We start from the raw sequence: 16940 nt of genomic DNA, 5'->3' as shown, positions 1-16940 counted from the left end.
CTTTCAGGCACTGGCTGGTTCCTTATTTACTTTTGCTTCATCAAATCTGGAATTTGTTCCAGCAATCGTTCTCTCGTAATGGCATCATCAAAATTCCACGAGCTGTCAAGCGTATAAACCCGTTTATTCTGAACGGCAGGAATCGTTTTCCACACTTCACTATTCATCAGGTTTCTGGTCGTTGCAATTGTTTCTTCACTCTGATCCGACAGAATAAAGAGTTCATCCCCGATAAATGAAGGAAGTACCTCGTTAGAAATGGTAGCAAAGCGCTCTTTTTTATCAATCAAGTCTGTCTGTACCTTGGAAGCTGGTATAAAGCCGAGCATATCATACAACGACACGGATATACCCTGATGTCCCATAACATACAGGTTATCCCCCATAACTAACAGCACTGTTGCTGTCTCTCCCGGCTTAATGTCAACATCCAGCTTGGCCTTTATTTGTTTGGCCTTCTCGTCATATAAGGTTTTAAACCGATCTGCCTCTTTAGTTTTTCCAAGAAGTTTACCTAGCTCCTGCATACGTTCAAAAGTTGCCAATTCGGAATTAAGAACCACGGTAGGTGCAATTTTAGCTAACGTATCAATCGTCTTTACATCCCAATTATCAAAAAGAATAAGGTCTGGTTTCAGCATCGTCAGCTTTTCCAGATTCACCGGGTAGCCTATATCGATAATATCCTTGGTAAGGTCTGCGTACACTATTTGTGACTGAATGACACTCAGACTCGCACCTGCTGGACGTACACCCAAGGCAAGCAAATCCCCTGGATCACTGCCTACATAAACAATTTTCTGCGGATTTACCGGAATCGTGACTTTACGTTTTTGAAAGTCTGTATATTCCCGGGTGGTCGGCGTTGTAGATGCCGTTTCCTTTTGCTCCGTGCTGTTTGTAGCCTGTCCTGCCGTAAGGGAAGTTTGGGCACCATTTTCTTGTGAGCTACAAGCTGAAAGTACAATGGCTATAATAAGCATTACACTCGTCAGCACGGGGAATCGAGGCGATATTTTTATATGTTGCATATGATGTATCCTCCAAGTTATGTAGTTTCATAGAAAATGATAATCATTATCATTCACTTTATATTACATAATAGTCCCATCATCTGCAACGGCGATTTCCTTAATTCATTCTATTAGAAGCTACTGGAGGCAGGGACGATTGCTGCTCATGTCGCTGCAACTCTTTTTTATTTACAACTAAGGTGCTGGCACAAAGATCGTGGACTCCCTGTTTTTTCGCAGTAAAAGCGACCACAATGTAAATAAGACGTAAAATCACAAAAGAAATGGCTTTAATCCAATAACGCCCTGAGGCATGTAAGAATCCAAGACGCTTTCCTTCCTTATCTACAACAACTAAAGAGAACACGAGCTTACCTGGTGTTGCTCTTACCTTCGACGACTCCCATAATACACAGTACAGCCATGGCACCATGAGCCAAAAGATTAGCGGCCACCACAAAAGCAGCATTTGTATGAACACCGTCTCCTTTATACCCAAAATATCTGGGATGATGTAAATTGCTCCCCCTATTGAAAGGATTATGGCAGTAAGGATGATTAGATCAATCATAAACGCTGCCGTTCTTATCCAAAATCCTCCGTAAATCTTTCTTACACTATCACTTGTTACTGTCATAATGATGTATAACTCCTTTGCATTCGTTAAAATCCATTTTATTCCTTTGCCCAAGGAGATATCATACGGCCACCTCCCTGAATTGTCAATTTACGAATAAACACTCATAAACAAGTGAAAAGACCTATTTCCATGCATTAAAGTGGACATTTTTATAGGATTTAAGAGCTTATATACCGTGATTTTACTCTGATTAGGCACGAAATAAGCGCTGCTACAGTCTCTTATCTACCTACACGTAGTACTTTGGCATCGAATTAAAATCAGCCTTTTCACGCATAAAAAAACAGCGTATGTGTAAATGAGTTTACACATACGCTGCCTAGTTATTATATCGATTTGACAAGCAACAACTCAGCTCGAATGAGCTTGTTCCTGACCATCTTACTTACTATATTTTTTGCCCTCCACACTAAACAAACCTTCCTCACCACGCAGCTTTGCCAATGCTTCGACAAAGAAATAATCGCCGTAGATGATGGGCACATTGATGTGTTTTTGCTCAGGATAATGTACGGTTCCGTTCATCAGCAATCCCTCATGTTCTTCGCCCCATGCCGTACACGTGTGATGCAAACCCTGAAGGATGGATTCTGCAGCTTTTGTAAATTGCTCTGCACGTGCCGAATATTTTGCTAGTTCCAGCAAACCGCTAGCTGCAATGGCCGCAGCTGACGAATCCCATGCTTCGCGGTGTCCTTCTTCTGCTCTAAAGTCCCATACAGGCAGGCAAGCATCGCCCAACTGGGACAGGAAAAAGTCAGCCGTGTTCTCGGCCACCTTTAAATAACGCGAATCGAGTGTGTATCCATACGAAAGCGTAAAACCGTACAAAGCCCAAGACGTGCCACGTGCCCAGGCGGAACCGGGAGCAAATCCCTGTCCGCCATGCTCAGCGACCTTTTTTCCAATCTCCGGATCGAACTCAACCACATGCGCAATGGAGCCGTCCGAACGAACGAACTCACGTGCCACGGTATCTGCATGCTGGACAGCGAGAGCCGCAAAGCGTGGATCTCCACTTTCCTCCGAGGCCCAATAGAGCAAGGGTAAATTCATCATACTGTCTATAATCGCAACACCCCTTGTATCCATATCCTTCGAGTGGAAGTTCCACGCGCGAATAAAGCGGCCATTTACGTTAAAACGGGCAGCTAGCAAATTAGCAGCCAATAACCCCCGTCTTCTGGACTCTGAATCTCCAGTCAACCGATGGGCGGCAACACCGCTGAGCAGCCAAATAAAACCGAGATCATGGTCTACAGCTTCGCTATTATAGAGTATTTTTTCCAACCGTGCCTCACACCGTTGTGCAATTTTGGCAGACTCCCAATCAGGACGTGCCCGATGGGCCAGCCATAGCAGTCCCGGATAAAAGCCTGCTGTCCACCACGCTTCCTCACGATTATCATAACGTCCACCCTCTGCAACATGTGGAAAGGCGTCCCCCAGTCTTGCCGCCAAGGCAAGCGTTTTATCCAATGCCAGCTCCCACGATTGCTCCAGCCACGCTTCTGATTTTATCATTCTTTTTTCCCTCTCCCTTTCCACATGATTGAAGATAACTATGGCTCCCGAACTATCTATTCAGGTAACCGAATGATAAAGGAAATGCGACTGCCGCCACACTCTAGACGCGCTCCCTTAAGTAAACCATTTCGGCAGGCTACGGCAGTCAATTCATCCGGCCATACGACGTTTGTTCCTTCCGTCGTGGGGATAACTTCAAGGCTTGCGCCTGCGTATTCTACGCGAATGCTTTCGGTTTCTTCCCCGGCTGCCATCACATGATGAATCACACTTCGTTCCCGACCGTCATACGCCATCAATGGAATAAGTGCTCCCACATTCTGAATATTGCCCTGAAGCTCATACGACACTTCAATTTTGCCGGGCACCTGACGATAATGCGTTCGGATTTCCCTCACCCCCGGGAATGGACCTTCCCACAGCAGAGTGAAATCTGTCTCTCCATCAGACGCTGAGCTGCGCTCCATCTGTACGTTTCCTCCGCCATCCTGCGGATCAATCCCTCCATCACGATCGAATTCCAATGTACCGGGGATTCCTTCTGACAAGCTGTGCCATTTTCCGTCTTCGGTTTGCCAGGCTGGTGTATAGCTCAGCGGAAAAATATCTCCCTCCGCGAAACCCGTAAAGCCGCGATCTGCGTGTCCTGCTGAGGATGGGCCGATCAGAGACGGCAGCGCAGAACGTTGAATACGTACGATGCCTGGAATATTGTACGGATCGTTGATTGAGGTCTGCACAAGCATTTGCTGCCCGTCTACAGCTGCAATGACGGTCTGAAACCAGCCGTCCGTTGCCAACACCCGACTGCCGATCTCCGCCGGGATAGAGGTCGGAGGAATACGATCAATCTCCTTCCCATGTAGGAGGGTATGGGCCAGCACCGCTGCCGTCCACAGACTGTAGCAGGTATGATTCGAGTACACCTCAAAGCCATGGCGTGCCTCAGACGAATAATGGTTGCGAACGATATGCAGCTTGCCATCATCGGTCTGCCATCGGCTAATGGATTGCCAGCATAGATCTGCTGCCCGTCGAAATGCACCTGCAAGCCCATGCTCGCCTGCTGTATACGCCTGCTGAGCATGTGTTGTAAAAACAAAAGCCGCAGCCGCTTCGTTCCATTGGTGCTGCGCGCTTCTTCCACGCGGAGGAATTTCCCCATGTGGGGATAAAGTCAGCAATGAGCTAAGTGCTCCTCTGCGAAGGTAGTCACGCACTTCGAGAGCACAGCCGCCATTATATCCGCTCTCCAACATCACGCCCAGATGAAACCGTGTGACAATATCGTAGGCGAATGGGCTATTGGGCCGATCCAGCGGACCATCTTGATACAGCCCCAAACCGGTAAAACGAGGTAAATGGTAGTTGCGGATATACGTCTCCATCCACTCAGAGTCGGCTGCAATCCCTTCAGTGGCACGCAAAAACTCGCCGGAAATCATGATCGCGTTCCAGTTGATCATCCGGTTTGGATTTTTCATTTTGCTCATCGTAAAAATGTAAGTCTGCTCAGGTTGAATCCTGCTCAACTGCTGCTTCCAAGCCGTGGCTTGCTCTGGCAGCAGATTTTTAAGGATACGATACGCCCCCATCATCATAATTGGAAAAAAGTCCGGGTGATGATCCGGCGCTTTTTCGTCCACTACACAGGCTATGCTATGCGTCAAGGCCGCAGCAGCAGATTCGAGTAAATCATGCCGGCCTTCTTTGACCAGCACAGCCGCAGCCAACGCATAGGATGGGGTGGAGTAATACCGTTCACTTTCAGAATGAGGGTCAATGATAGCTCCGTTTTCATCTTGATACAAGGCATATGCACGAACCAGCTTTTCCAGCACAGCCAGCTTACGCTCGTGTGCCCATCCATCATTTTCTCGGTTTGGTGCGCTTTCCACCTGTTGTATAAATCTCTCCAGTTCCGTCTGCCAAGGGTATACGCTGCCTGTTTGAAGCTTATTCATTCTGTATGCCTCCCATTCAACATGAAGATTGATGTATGGTAAAAAATAGATTGCAATCGACACTTGCTGAGCCGTTCCAGCGATTGGAATCCAGTTGCAGTGATGTCTTATAAAATACAAAGGGCACTCCGTCATGATCTATATGCTTCACGGCCTCCAGCCTCTGCCTCAGCGCGCCAGCATCATAATTTAGCCTAGCCACTGCATTCGTTCCCTTCCATTCCACGAAGCCTGCTCCTGTATTAGGCTGAATACGGCTGATCAAAAGCTCCTCCACATCCCACGGCTTCACGTTCATACCAGACGTTTCAAACTCAAAATGATCTGTGACAGTAAGCCTTGCTCCCTCGTTTCCCTCCAGTACACTCCAGGCAAAGGAACGGGTGAAAACTGCCATTTCATCAACAGCATAAGCAGATGTCAAGTCGAGCTTAAAGCTTGTGACTGTCTGTGCTCCCTCCTGCTCATCCATAGCAACATCCAGCACAACCGCCCTTGCCTTTGCTCCGGATTGCTGCGCGGTCCCATTGATGATAGGCACGGAATGGCCGCTGGAGGAAATATTGATAATCGACTCCCGTCCGGGCGAAAAATAGGCTTTCGTGTACAAGCCTGCTCCCAGATCACAGAGTAGATTTTCGCCGCCGCCATGAAGGATGAAATGTCCAAGATCATTATGATTGTGCGGCTCATTGTTATGCCCACCCTTGGCTGAAAAAGCAAGTACGGCATCTGAATGATCCTGCTGCCCCCCAGATCCATGATGACTAGATCTGAGGCTACGGCACATCAACCAGCCGAGTTGCGGCAAATAATCGATTACGGCTTCTCCGCATCCATACACCAAGGGGTTCGTCCAGACTAGGTTACGCAATACATGAGGCCAGCGGCGACACGGATCTTCCAACAAACCAGGTACGCGAAAAGGGAGTGTAGATGGACGTCCTTGCAAAAAATTCACATAGGAGATGAGTCCGGAAGGTAACCGTTCAGTTTCACTACTATCTGAATAATTAGCGAAAATACCGTCCGACAAATGGACCCGTTCTGCGAAGGCTGCGATTTGCCTTACCTTTTCCGAGTTCAAAATATCCACAGCTCCCTCGGTAAACTCACGCAGCATATCGGCAAAATATATAAAGTACCCAAAGCCATACACCCAATAACTTACGCCTTCGGGACATCCCCCGTCCTCTCTGTAGCCTGCCAAAAAACAATCCAGTGCGCCCAGCATACGCTCGATGGCTACCGCTTTGGAAAAGTCGTCTTTTGCCAGCAGCAATGCAGCAATTCCGCAACCCGAAGCGCATACTGCCGACCAGTTATGCTCTGCCGTTTCCCAATCATAATGATGAGGCTGCCAAAAAACAGGTTCCAGTACACGGCGCTCAACCTCTTTGTGCACCTGAACGACTACGTGATCAGCCAGCTTTTCTCCAAGCAGCAATAAAATTTCAACCAGCATTTGCGCTGTTTCGGACGCGAATAAATCCACCTGCTGCCAAGGCGGTGTTACAGTGTCCTCTTCGTTGACATGTGCAGGAAGCGCCCAAGTGTACTCGCTGCATATGTCCAGCAGTCCGCTTTCCACCTCTTTCATCTTCCGAGGCACCGGATCGGCAACAGCTGCCAGCACGATAGCAACTAGTCGTCCGCGCCGTTCGAAGTATACATCCTCATACGGCTTGCGCTCCCCTGTATTAGCAAATTGCCGGAACAGAGACAATGGTAGTTCAGGCCAAGGCGCTTCCCGAACATCATTGCAGATGCGTTCGATGTCCTTCCAAAGCTCGGCGAATGCCGGTTTATCGACAGTTGCCCGTAGCCTTTGGGTCCAATTGCTCCTTAACCGTTGTCTTGCTGAACCCTGCACTCCGCCAGCCAGCGCGTTGACGAGCCGCGAAGCAGGCCAAGCCTCCTTCAGAAGACTCATTCGCATTTCCTCCCCATGAGAAGCATTCGTTTCACCCTCTTTTTGTTAACGCTTTCATTGTATCTAACAATCAGCCTAAATTCAAAGGGGTAGGAATACAATTGGAAAAATATAAAAGAACCTCCACGCCACGTTGTCGTGGTCATGAAGGTTCTTATTTACGTTCTTAAGCTCCGTCCAGATTCGCTTTGGTCCATTTTTCTAAGCTTTAGGCTTCTCTTGTTTCCAGTTTCTAATCCCGTCATCCTCTAGAATCCCCAATGCGGCATCTGAAATATTAGGATCACGCAGCAGAGCATCCTCGACTCTAAATTTGATATCATCAGCATCAGCCAGCGTCATGCCCGAAGTAAGCTCGATCACCCCTTCGACGTGATAGTAACGCCCCTCCTGCAAAATACGCATTTGAGAAATATCGGTCACATGTGTATCTGCCAGGATAATGGAAGCCACACGTTCTTCGATATCGGGAGGTGCTGATACACCAATCAAGCCCACCATGTTGTCATAACCGACCCGGAACGCTACACCGACCATCAGACAGCCGATGAGAATACTCGAAATTCCGTCCAGCAACTTAAAATCTGTCAGCGATGTGACCACTACAGCTAGCAGGGCGAGTACCCCACCTGTCGTTGCAACCAAATCCTCATAGAATACCAAACGGGTTGGTGGCGCAGCACGTCCCACATGACGAAAGGCAGAAGTAAAAATACTTAGCCCCTTCGCTTCCACTCTGGATTCATGCAGCACTTCTTTCATCGCTTTGCTCCATACAAATCCGTCAACCGCCAATGACAAAACCAGCACCACTACATTAATCCAAAATCCTTGTGCAGATTCAGCCGGATGCTGTAGCAAATGAATTCCTTCCAATGCAGTTTCGTAGGCCATAATCGTTACGACAATAACAGCAACCATACAAAAAAGATTAATTACCCGTCCAAAGCCAGTAGGAAACCGTTTCGTAGGTTTTTTCTCTGCCAATACACTGCCCGCAAATACAAACATTTGGTTCACTGCATCCGCAATGGAATGCATCATCGTAGCAAACATAGAGCCACTGCCTGTCAAGGCAAAAGCAATCCCCTTAATCAGGGCAATGCCGGTATTACCCAACGCTGCCGAGCCTGAAGATTTATTTCCTTTTTTGACCATACTCCAAAAGGAGTCCTCTCTCTGTTTCACTTCCATCTTGTAGCTCCTCCTGAGGCATACATAATCTGACATATCCACATTATGTAATCGCTTGTTATGTATTATTTTTAACCCGTCCATATTCTACCTAACCAACTGAGGAGAATCAATACAAATGATAATATATTCCTTCGAAAAAGAATGCTCCACGCCACCCTACTGGCATGAAGCATTCTCGTTACAACCCGCTATCAGATAAACATACAAACAATTAATCGGTTTCTAAATTACCAGCTAGATTTCGTAATACCTGGAATTTGGCCTTTATGGGCCAGCTCGCGGAACGCAATTCGGGACAGCTTGAATTTGCGCAGGTATCCTCTCGGTCTGCCTGTCAGCTCGCAACGGTTTTTCAAGCGGGTTGGGGATGAGTCCCGAGGAAGCTTTTGCAAAGCTTCATAGTCCCCTTTTGCTTTTAATTCACGTCTCAAATCCGCATATTTCGCTACAATTTCCTGACGTTTCTTCTCTTTTACGATTTTCGACTTCTTGGCCATGTAAAGCTCCTCCTTGTTATATATGCCAATCATAAAGGTTCCCCATCGCGATCGCGGGACGGAAGGACACAAATATGGACATGCTTTTGCGTTTTAATAGTAATAATTACGATTAATGTTTAATATACCTCTGCTTCAAGTAGATTGTCAACTCAAACATTTCAAAACACTATACAGCAAAAAGCCGTTGCTCTAGCAGAACCGTTTCATTGCGGTGAACGGTCTGCCGTGACAACGGCACAAAACTTGCTGAGTTAACTTCGTTCATTCAGCCAAATGGCAAGCCACCCAGTGATCTGGGCGAGCTTCACGATAGAATGGAATCTCTTGAGAACAGCGGTCGATTGCAAAGGGGCAGCGCGTATGAAACTTGCAGCCCGAAGGCGGATTCACCGGACTTGGAATATCCCCTTTGAGCAAAATACGTTCTCTTTTTAGCTTCGGCACTGGTATAGGCACAGCCGACAGCAACGCCTTCGTATACGGATGCAGCGGATTGCCGAATAACTCGTCACGCGAAGCTGTTTCGACCATAGAGCCTAGGTACATCACGCCAATACGAGAACATAAATGTTCAACTACGCTCAAATCGTGGGAGATGAACAAATATGTCAGACCCCGCTCGGCCTGCAATTTGGCAAAAAGGTTAATAATCTGCGCCTGTATGGACACATCCAGCGCCGACACCGGCTCATCAGCGATGATCAGATCCGGTTGAAGCGCCAGCGCGCGGGCAATGCCAATCCGTTGACGCTGACCTCCCGAAAATTCATGCGGGAAACGGTCGATATGATATTCCGACAATCCGCACAGCTTAAGTACGTCCAGCACGATCTGCCGGACCTCCTCTTTGGTAGCTATACCGTGGTCGAGCAGCGCCTCACCAATGGCATCTCCGATCCGTACACGCGGATTCAGCGAGCTGTACGGGTCTTGAAAGATCAGCTGAATTTTAGGACGAAGTTCCTGCATCCCTTTGGCCGACAAGCTGTGGAGATCCACCCCTTTGTATTTTACGGTACCATCTGTTTTATCCGTCAATCTGACAATTGTGCGGCCCACCGTGCTTTTACCGCTCCCCGATTCCCCCACCAGACCAAAGGTTTCACCCTGACGGATCGTAAAGCTTATATCGTCTACTGCCCGCACGTGCCCTGTGGTACGATTCATAAAACCGGACTTCACCGGGAAGTATGTTTTTAAACGGTCTATTTCCAACAACGGCTCAGCCATAAACAACCGCCTCCTCATATAACCAGCAGGATGCTTTCTGCTGAGCTGAAACTTCTTTTAATGTAGGCTCCTTTACACGACAAATGTCCATGCAATGCCCGCAGCGGTCATGAAAATAACAAGAAGTCGTCAGCTCCAGTGGATTAGGTACCTGTCCGGGGATGGAATACAGCTCCTTTTGGCGCTGATTAAGCACCGGTTTGGACTTGAGCAAACCCTGTGTATAGGGATGCTTGGGGTGATTGAATAGCTGCACGACTTCGCCTTCCTCGACGATCTTGCCTGCATACATCACGATTACATAATCTGCCATCTCCGCAACAACACCCAGATCATGGGTGATTAGCATGAGCGACATATTGGATTGGGCTTTAAATTCGCGCAGCATGTCGAGAATCTGTGCCTGAATTGTTACATCCAGTGCCGTGGTCGGCTCATCCGCAATAAGCAGCTTGGGTCCGCAAGAAACAGCAATGGCAATCATAATGCGCTGCAGCATCCCTCCGCTCAGTTCATGGGGATAGCTTTTTAATATCTGCTCCGGTCGGGATATACCGACCTGTTTAACCAACTCCAGTGCCCGCTTGCGAGCTTGCTTTCGGCCCATCTTTAAGTGCTCAATCAGTGGCTCCGACAGTTGTTCACCAATGGTCATAACCGGATTTAATGAAGACATCGGCTCCTGAAAAATCATGGAGATTTCATGTCCGCGAATCGTGCGCATCTCATTTCTACTAAGCTCTAGCAGATCGGTTTCCTCAAAACGGATACTTCCACCTGCCACTTTACCACCGGGACTCTGAATCAGCCCCATGATCGACATGGCGGTAATACTTTTGCCGCAGCCCGATTCACCCACAATGCATACCGTCTCCCCCGGCTTCACGCGAAAGCTGATATCATCCACCGCTTTGACCGTTCCTTCTTCTGTATAAAAATGAGTGCTTAAATGTTCAATAGAAAGTAAATTGTCCATGGTGCATGATCACCTACCTCTTATGTTTCGGGTCGAGTACATCCCGCAGCCCGTCACCAAAAATATTAATAGCGATGACTGTAGCAAAAATAGACAGGCCTGGCGGTATCCACAACCAAGGTCGTTGCTGAAAATCCAGCACATTGTTGGCGGCATCAATCATATTTCCCCAAGTTGGTGTCGTGGGCAGCACGCCAAGACCAAAGAAGCTGAGTACAGATTCACTCAGGATGGCTCCGCCAATGTTCAATGTAGCGATAACGATCAGCAATGGCAAAATATTCGGCAGCAGATGCTTAAAGAGCTTTCGGCGATTCGATAGTCCTAGCACCGTCGCGGCTTGCATAAATTCACGTTCCCGTAAACTAAGCATCTGACCTCTCACCATCCGTGCAATCCCCGGCCAGTTGACTAGACTCAGCATCAACATGACGATATACATCCGTTGATCAGGCGGAACCTTCCAGTCAGATAACAGCGCCCCCATAATAAATAGCAATGGTAAACTGGGTATCGTCAGCAGCAAATCGGCAATGCGCATAATGATTTGATCCGCAATTCCGCGAAAATAGGCGGATATAACCCCTAGCGTTGCTCCTAAAAAAACAGACAACACCATAGAAGCCAAACCCACAGTAAGAGAAATTTGACCTGCCTGCATCACACGTGTCAGCACATCCCGTCCCAGCTTGTCTGTTCCTAGCCAGTGATGGATATTCGGCGCCTTGTTCATTATTAATATGTTCGTTTTGTTATCGGAATAAGGAGAAAATAACGGACCGATAAAACAGAGCAAAAACATAAATACCACGACGAGCAGTCCAGCCATAGCAAGCTTGTTTCTGAACAGCTGCCGGAGCGCTTGCTGCCACATTGAAGATTTGACATTTATTCGCAGTCTGCCGTTGCTCTTGCTCAAATTACTGCTCACGGATGACATTCCTTAGCCCCCTTCTTACACTTTCACACGCGGGTCTGCGATGCGATACAAAATATCGGACAACAGCGTCCCGATCACGCTCAATATGGCAATCAGCATCGTGAAGCCCATAAGCAGCGGATAATCCCGAAGCGAAAAGGATAGCATATACAGCTGACCGATCCCGGGCCAGTTAAAAATCTTTTCGATAATCAGAGATCCGCCAAACAACGCAGGCAATTCAAAGCCAACGAGCGTAATGGCAGGCAATAATGCATTTCTCAATGCGTGTGTAAAAAGCACCTTTCTTTCCTTTAGACCCTTTGCACGAGCTGTACGGATATAATCTTGCTGGATCACGTCGATCATATTGCTGCGGAAGTAGCGGGTCAGCGAACCCAATCCCAGTAGTGTCATCACGATCACCGGCAAGGTCATGTGCTGGAGAACCTCCTTCACATACTCTATGCCTGTAGCGTTACTGCCCGTATTGAGCATCCCGCCCGGTGGCAGCCACTTCAGATCGACCGCCGCAATTTTGATCAGATACAGCCCTATAAAAAAAGAGGGTACAGACATCGCGGCAAAAATCACCACCATGACCAGTGTATCGAACCATGAATACTGCTTGTAAGCAGCAACCACACCAATAATGACTGCAATCAGCCAGGTCAGGAAGGTGGATACAATGGCCAACAAGAATGAATTCCAGATATATTCATTAAATAAGGTCAGCACCGGTTTCTGTTGAGCGAGCGAATAGCCGAAATTACCATGCAGCGCATTGCCTAGCCAGTTTCCGTAGCGCTCAAGAATAGGCTTATTCAACCCGTAAATTTCCCTCAGCTCCGCTTTTCTCTCCGGCGACAGCTTCAGATTACCGCTAATGAAATCTCCCGGTGTCATGGCATACAGAAAAAAAATCATCATCGAAGCGGCCAACAAAATAATAATCATGTACGTCAGTCTTTTCGTTAAAAACGAGCTCATGACAGACTCCTTTCAATTCATGGTCGGGCTACTCATTACGCGTCCTCCATTTGGCGGACCCCTTGATCCGAACCTGAAGTTCTTCACAAGGGGCCCGCAAAGGTGGCTTATTTAAGGGACCACTCGAACAGATTACCAGACAAACCAATGAATGGGCTGACCTTTACATGTTCCATTCGACCATTGTAAGCATATACAGTCTTCTTGTAGTTGGTGAAAATAACGGGTAGTTCATCATTTAGCAGTACATATAATTCCTTATATATTTTCTTACGCTCTTCCATATTCGTCGTAGCCAAACCTTTTTCATAGAGCTCTTTGAGCTTCGGATTGTTATATCCCTTGATTTCACCATTGACGAACGGCTCGATTCCATCAGATGGGTCTGTCAGCATGGCTGTCGAGAAGGCGGCGAGATCATAATCTTTACCTTCCACTTTGGCGACCATTGCATTAAAGTCTGCAAAGATTTCCGGTTGCAAGTCAACGCCAATCGCTTTATAGTTTTCAGCCGCAAGCGCGATAAAGGTGTCTGTTTCTGGACGTTTGGAGGTCAGCAAGTGAATGGTCAGCTTCTGGCCGTTTTTCTCACGAATGCCATCACTGCCTTCTACCCAGCCCGCTTCATCCAGCAGCTTTTTCGCTTGCTCCGGGTCATAGTTGTATGGATTGATTCCATCGGTCGTGTATGACCAGAATATAGGAGAAGCTGGAATGTTGGCGACCGCCCCTGCTCCCTGTGCTGCGTCAACATAAATGCTTTTGCGATCCAATCCATAGGTCAACGCTTGACGAACCTTTTTATCCTTCAGCTTTTCATTTTCCAGATTGACTTGCAAATATCCATAGGTGCTCGGTGTATAAGGCAAAATATTCAAAAAGCCGAGTCCTTTCAGCTTGTCGATATTTTCTTGCGTTGCGGTAAAGGAAGCAAAATCGGTATCCCCTGTTTCGATGAATTGCCAAGCATCGCCTTCCGCTGTCTTATATATGAAGTGTTTCGTTTTCGGTTTGCCTTTAAAAAAGTGATCGTTTGCCTCCAGACGAACTTCTTGCCCTGGAATGAATTTTTCCAACTTATATGCCCCATTCCCCAATGGGCTACCATGCAAATTTTTAAAATAATCCAGCTGTCCGAACTTATAATCCTTGCCGTAGTAAGCTTTGGACAATACATATTCACCGAGAATAGTCAGAGCCAGCGCGTTTGGCTTTTCCAATGTCACAGAAATAGTCTGTGGATCAATTACCTTAATTCCATCAATTTGTTGTGCCTTGCCTTCCGTATAGGCTTTGCCGCCTTTAATGTTCAGCTTTCGGATTTGGCTATCGCCCGGATAGGCTTTGTCATAGATTAACGTCCAGGTAAATGCGACATCCTCTGCTGTCAAAGGTGAGCCATCGCTGAATTGGGTATTGGGAACCAGATGAAACGTATATGTTAAATTATCCTTGGAAATATCCCAGCTCTTCGCCAGATTGGGCAGCGGAAGTCCCTTCTCATCTACCGTAACCAGCGGAGTCCATAACTGCGAAATGACGTTGCCGTCATAGCCGCTTTGGTTAAAATACGGCGTAAATACTCCGGCCGGGTCAGTCAGGCCTACAATAATGGTGTCGTTTCTTTTTTTGGACACTTCCGGCAATTTGGACATATCAGAAGCCTTTACCAGACTTGTTAATGGCTGCGCTGTAGCAGTTGTCTGTGTGTCCCCATTATTTTGGGCAGTAGTATTGTTGTTGCTTTCCGATCCACCGTTAGAGCAAGCTGCCAGCAAGGTAGAGCTCGCCAGAAGTAGACTGCTAAGTAAAATAATACCCTTTTTCAACATAATCCCCCCGAGTTAAATGATTAAATTCCGATAGAACAAGTTGTGATTAAGAAGATAAACCTCATTATAGGAATTTATTAGGGTTCTGTAAAGGGAGAACTGCATTTTTTTTATATAAAAACTCTGCTCATCAATATCTATCCGAATTCTTGTACAAATATAAATAAAACCTCTCAATCCCTAATAGTAGATTGAGAGGCTGTCTCTTATTTATTGTTATATTATTTTTTTATAGCATGGATATAATGAATCGTTTCGAATGCGGACAAATAATCTGCCCTCTCACCAAAGAAAAGGCTATTTATTGTATCCGGGGATAGATGTTCATAAATTAGTAAATCTGAAGCTTCTAACATTCCCTCAATTTCATCATAAGCAAAGCATGATTTCATGGGTTCACCACTTACTGAAGCCATTTTCACCATATTTTCAACTCGATTAGACATGCCTTTCTCTTTAAAAAGGTTTTCATCTGCATAGTCAAAAACGATCGAACTCCCCGATGGGACCTTGGTAAACAAATGATTTATTAATCTTGAAATTTCCTCCTTAGTTAAATAATAAGAAACACCCAGAAGGCTAAAGAATGTTTTTTTATTAGCAAACCCTTCATCCAATAGATTGGAATACGAAAATGGATGGGCAAAGTCCATAGAAACCAGATGAAGATTGCTCGGTATTTTTAAATTTGCATGAGCTAACCTTTTCTTTTTAGATTCCTGTGTTGCTGGATGATCCATTTCAAATATTTCTAAGCTATTTTTCAATTCTGGATGTCGGAAACAAAAAGTATCTAACCCGGCCCCTAGTATGACATACTGCTGTAATCCTAACCTAACTTCATTAAGTAATACTTTTTCACAATATGCAGCACGTGCTAAGGTCGTTGGAGAAAGTTGAACTTGTGTAATCCATTTTAAAATTTCATCCGGATCATCTTGGAACCTTTGCGCAATATCTTTATTGAAAAACGCTATTCCTTTAATCATATTCTCTCTGATATCTGAAAACTCATTTTGGGAAATTAAATCTTTAGCCATAAAATCATCAAAAATTTTGGGTGTGTCATGTTGACTATGATATGCTCGGCCAAAAGCTGATATTAAGGAAGTTAAACTAGACTCATTTGGCTTCATACATTGATCCTCCCATAAAAACAAAAATAAGATTCCCCTGGCCAGGAGAATCTTATTATAATATCAATATATTAATTGTAAATTATAGCACAAATAAATAATTTTGTCAATGATTAATATTGCGACCTACCTTCGCTCCATATAACCAAGGATACTCCCATGCATCTCATCCACAGCCGTAAGCCGTGCACTGTAGCCAAGCAATGTTTCGCCATCAAAATGTGCATGAATAAAGCCAGCGGCACGGAGCTTAAATATATGATCATGCGTGATTCCCTTGGATAGCTTGAGATGACGGACAATCTCAATAAAGGTTCGCGGAGACTGGCTTTGGTACAAATATTTTAAAATCTTGAGCCTGCTCTTCTCTCCCAAACTTCGAATCATTCGGTATTCCTGTGGTGATAAAAAATCATCCTCCTGAACATATACTCCTGCGGAATAATGACATAACAAAAGTGACCCAAATCGATAAATAATATTCATCGGCTGAAAATGATATTGCGGTACCAGCAACACTTGCGTCAGTCCAGCGGAAGGCTCGAATCGGAAGCCATTAGTTATACGATCCACCCGCTCCATAGAGCTATATGCGTTCTCCTCCCGTTTTCTGCATTCAGCTTCCAGTTCCAGGCCGCTAAGGATACTTGTATCCACGTGACGAAAATACTCCTCGTTCCAGCCGGATAGCAGTTGCAAAGCAAGTTTACGGAGGTTCTCCATGTCGTCAGACAGCGGAATCCCATAGGCTGATGCCTGTTGCTTTAGTTCCTGTAAAGACTGGCTTTCCAAACGATCCACGACCTCTTCAACGCCCCCCTGATCAGAAAGCATACATACAAGTCCATAAATAATTTTCCAGTCTGCATTGATTTCCATGGACTCCAGTAACGCGGACAGCCTCGGAGACAGCGTTCCACGCACTTGGTCCGCCCATCTGGATGCTATTAAATCTGTCTTCTTATACGCTTTACGACAAATAAAAGTGTGTAAGCTGCTGAGCAGCTCAAACACTGGTCCATATGCTACATGTACATCATAAGGAGCATTCACGTCGTGACTCATCGCTTTCTGTCCTCTTTT

14 protein-coding genes are annotated in these 16940 nt (G+C 46.2%); all 14 read right to left on the bottom strand.

What is annotated here, in order from left to right:
• Positions 1-26: 26 nt before the first annotated feature.
• A complete protein-coding gene (locus C400_RS0123100; protein ID WP_016821128.1) occupies positions 27-1031 on the bottom strand; it encodes an ABC transporter substrate-binding protein in 1005 nt (334 codons plus the stop codon).
• A gap of 100 nt (positions 1032-1131) precedes the next feature.
• Positions 1132-1650, bottom strand: a complete 519-nt coding sequence (locus C400_RS0123095) for an RDD family protein (protein ID WP_016821127.1) — start codon at positions 1648-1650, stop codon at positions 1132-1134.
• 384 nt (positions 1651-2034) lie between these two features.
• Positions 2035-3177 carry a glycoside hydrolase family 88 protein gene (locus C400_RS0123090; protein ID WP_017428384.1) on the bottom strand — a complete coding sequence of 381 codons (1143 nt, stop codon included), beginning with the start codon at positions 3175-3177 and terminating at the stop codon, positions 2035-2037.
• A gap of 56 nt (positions 3178-3233) precedes the next feature.
• Complete coding sequence (locus tag C400_RS0123085; RefSeq protein ID WP_017428383.1) at positions 3234-5144, bottom strand: hypothetical protein; 1911 nt, start codon at positions 5142-5144, stop codon at positions 3234-3236.
• 16 nt (positions 5145-5160) lie between these two features.
• Entirely contained in the window at positions 5161-7077 is a 1917-nt protein-coding gene (locus tag C400_RS0123080) for a heparinase II/III domain-containing protein (RefSeq protein WP_017428382.1), read from the bottom strand.
• Positions 7078-7278: 201 nt separating this feature from the next.
• The gene (locus C400_RS0123075; protein WP_016821124.1) at positions 7279-8271 is read right to left on the bottom strand and encodes a cation diffusion facilitator family transporter; all 993 of its coding nucleotides are present in this window, start codon (positions 8269-8271) and stop codon (positions 7279-7281) included.
• Between the two features lie 230 nt (positions 8272-8501).
• Positions 8502-8771 carry a 30S ribosomal protein S14 gene (gene rpsN, locus C400_RS0123070; RefSeq protein ID WP_017428381.1) on the bottom strand — a complete coding sequence of 90 codons (270 nt, stop codon included), beginning with the start codon at positions 8769-8771 and terminating at the stop codon, positions 8502-8504.
• Positions 8772-9035: 264 nt separating this feature from the next.
• Entirely contained in the window at positions 9036-10004 is a 969-nt protein-coding gene (locus C400_RS0123065) for an ABC transporter ATP-binding protein (RefSeq protein ID WP_016821122.1), read from the bottom strand.
• Positions 9997-10980 carry an ABC transporter ATP-binding protein gene (locus C400_RS0123060; protein WP_017428380.1) on the bottom strand — a complete coding sequence of 328 codons (984 nt, stop codon included), beginning with the start codon at positions 10978-10980 and terminating at the stop codon, positions 9997-9999. The genes C400_RS0123065 and C400_RS0123060 overlap by 8 nt, the downstream gene beginning before the upstream one ends.
• A gap of 13 nt (positions 10981-10993) precedes the next feature.
• On the bottom strand, positions 10994-11920 hold the full coding sequence (gene opp4C / locus C400_RS0123055) for an oligopeptide ABC transporter permease (RefSeq protein ID WP_017428379.1): 927 nt from the start codon (positions 11918-11920) through the stop codon (positions 10994-10996).
• 15 nt (positions 11921-11935) lie between these two features.
• Positions 11936-12889, bottom strand: a complete 954-nt coding sequence (locus tag C400_RS0123050) for an ABC transporter permease (protein WP_017428378.1) — start codon at positions 12887-12889, stop codon at positions 11936-11938.
• Between the two features lie 107 nt (positions 12890-12996).
• Positions 12997-14721, bottom strand: coding sequence for an ABC transporter substrate-binding protein (locus tag C400_RS0123045; protein ID WP_017428377.1), 1725 nt, complete (start codon positions 14719-14721; stop codon positions 12997-12999).
• A gap of 221 nt (positions 14722-14942) precedes the next feature.
• A complete protein-coding gene (locus C400_RS0123040; protein ID WP_017428376.1) occupies positions 14943-15857 on the bottom strand; it encodes a class I SAM-dependent methyltransferase in 915 nt (304 codons plus the stop codon).
• A gap of 126 nt (positions 15858-15983) precedes the next feature.
• Positions 15984-16922, bottom strand: coding sequence for an ArsR family transcriptional regulator (locus C400_RS0123035; RefSeq protein WP_016821116.1), 939 nt, complete (start codon positions 16920-16922; stop codon positions 15984-15986).
• Positions 16923-16940: the final 18 nt, after the last annotated feature.

Origin of the sequence: Paenibacillus sp. ICGEB2008, assembly GCF_000307675.1 — a bacterium.
Taxonomy (GTDB): Bacteria; Bacillota; Bacilli; order Paenibacillales; family Paenibacillaceae; genus Paenibacillus; species Paenibacillus polymyxa.
The sequence above is the reverse complement of the archived record's forward strand: the minus strand, read 5'-3'. Positions and strand labels throughout refer to the sequence as shown.

Coding starts and splice junctions, on each gene's coding strand:
- C400_RS0123080 (WP_017428382.1), bottom strand. CDS start 7,077: ATGAGTCTTCTGAAGGAGGCTTGGCCTGCTTCGCGGCTCGTCAACGCG.
- C400_RS0123090 (WP_017428384.1), bottom strand. CDS start 3,177: ATGATAAAATCAGAAGCGTGGCTGGAGCAATCGTGGGAGCTGGCATTG.
- rpsN (WP_017428381.1), bottom strand. CDS start 8,771: ATGGCCAAGAAGTCGAAAATCGTAAAAGAGAAGAAACGTCAGGAAATT.
- C400_RS0123045 (WP_017428377.1), bottom strand. CDS start 14,721: ATGTTGAAAAAGGGTATTATTTTACTTAGCAGTCTACTTCTGGCGAGC.
- C400_RS0123095 (WP_016821127.1), bottom strand. CDS start 1,650: ATGACAGTAACAAGTGATAGTGTAAGAAAGATTTACGGAGGATTTTGG.
- C400_RS0123035 (WP_016821116.1), bottom strand. CDS start 16,922: ATGAGTCACGACGTGAATGCTCCTTATGATGTACATGTAGCATATGGA.
- C400_RS0123085 (WP_017428383.1), bottom strand. CDS start 5,144: ATGAATAAGCTTCAAACAGGCAGCGTATACCCTTGGCAGACGGAACTG.
- C400_RS0123075 (WP_016821124.1), bottom strand. CDS start 8,271: ATGGAAGTGAAACAGAGAGAGGACTCCTTTTGGAGTATGGTCAAAAAA.
- C400_RS0123100 (WP_016821128.1), bottom strand. CDS start 1,031: ATGCAACATATAAAAATATCGCCTCGATTCCCCGTGCTGACGAGTGTA.
- opp4C (WP_017428379.1), bottom strand. CDS start 11,920: ATGTCATCCGTGAGCAGTAATTTGAGCAAGAGCAACGGCAGACTGCGA.
- C400_RS0123060 (WP_017428380.1), bottom strand. CDS start 10,980: ATGGACAATTTACTTTCTATTGAACATTTAAGCACTCATTTTTATACA.
- C400_RS0123065 (WP_016821122.1), bottom strand. CDS start 10,004: ATGGCTGAGCCGTTGTTGGAAATAGACCGTTTAAAAACATACTTCCCG.
- C400_RS0123050 (WP_017428378.1), bottom strand. CDS start 12,889: ATGAGCTCGTTTTTAACGAAAAGACTGACGTACATGATTATTATTTTG.
- C400_RS0123040 (WP_017428376.1), bottom strand. CDS start 15,857: ATGAAGCCAAATGAGTCTAGTTTAACTTCCTTAATATCAGCTTTTGGC.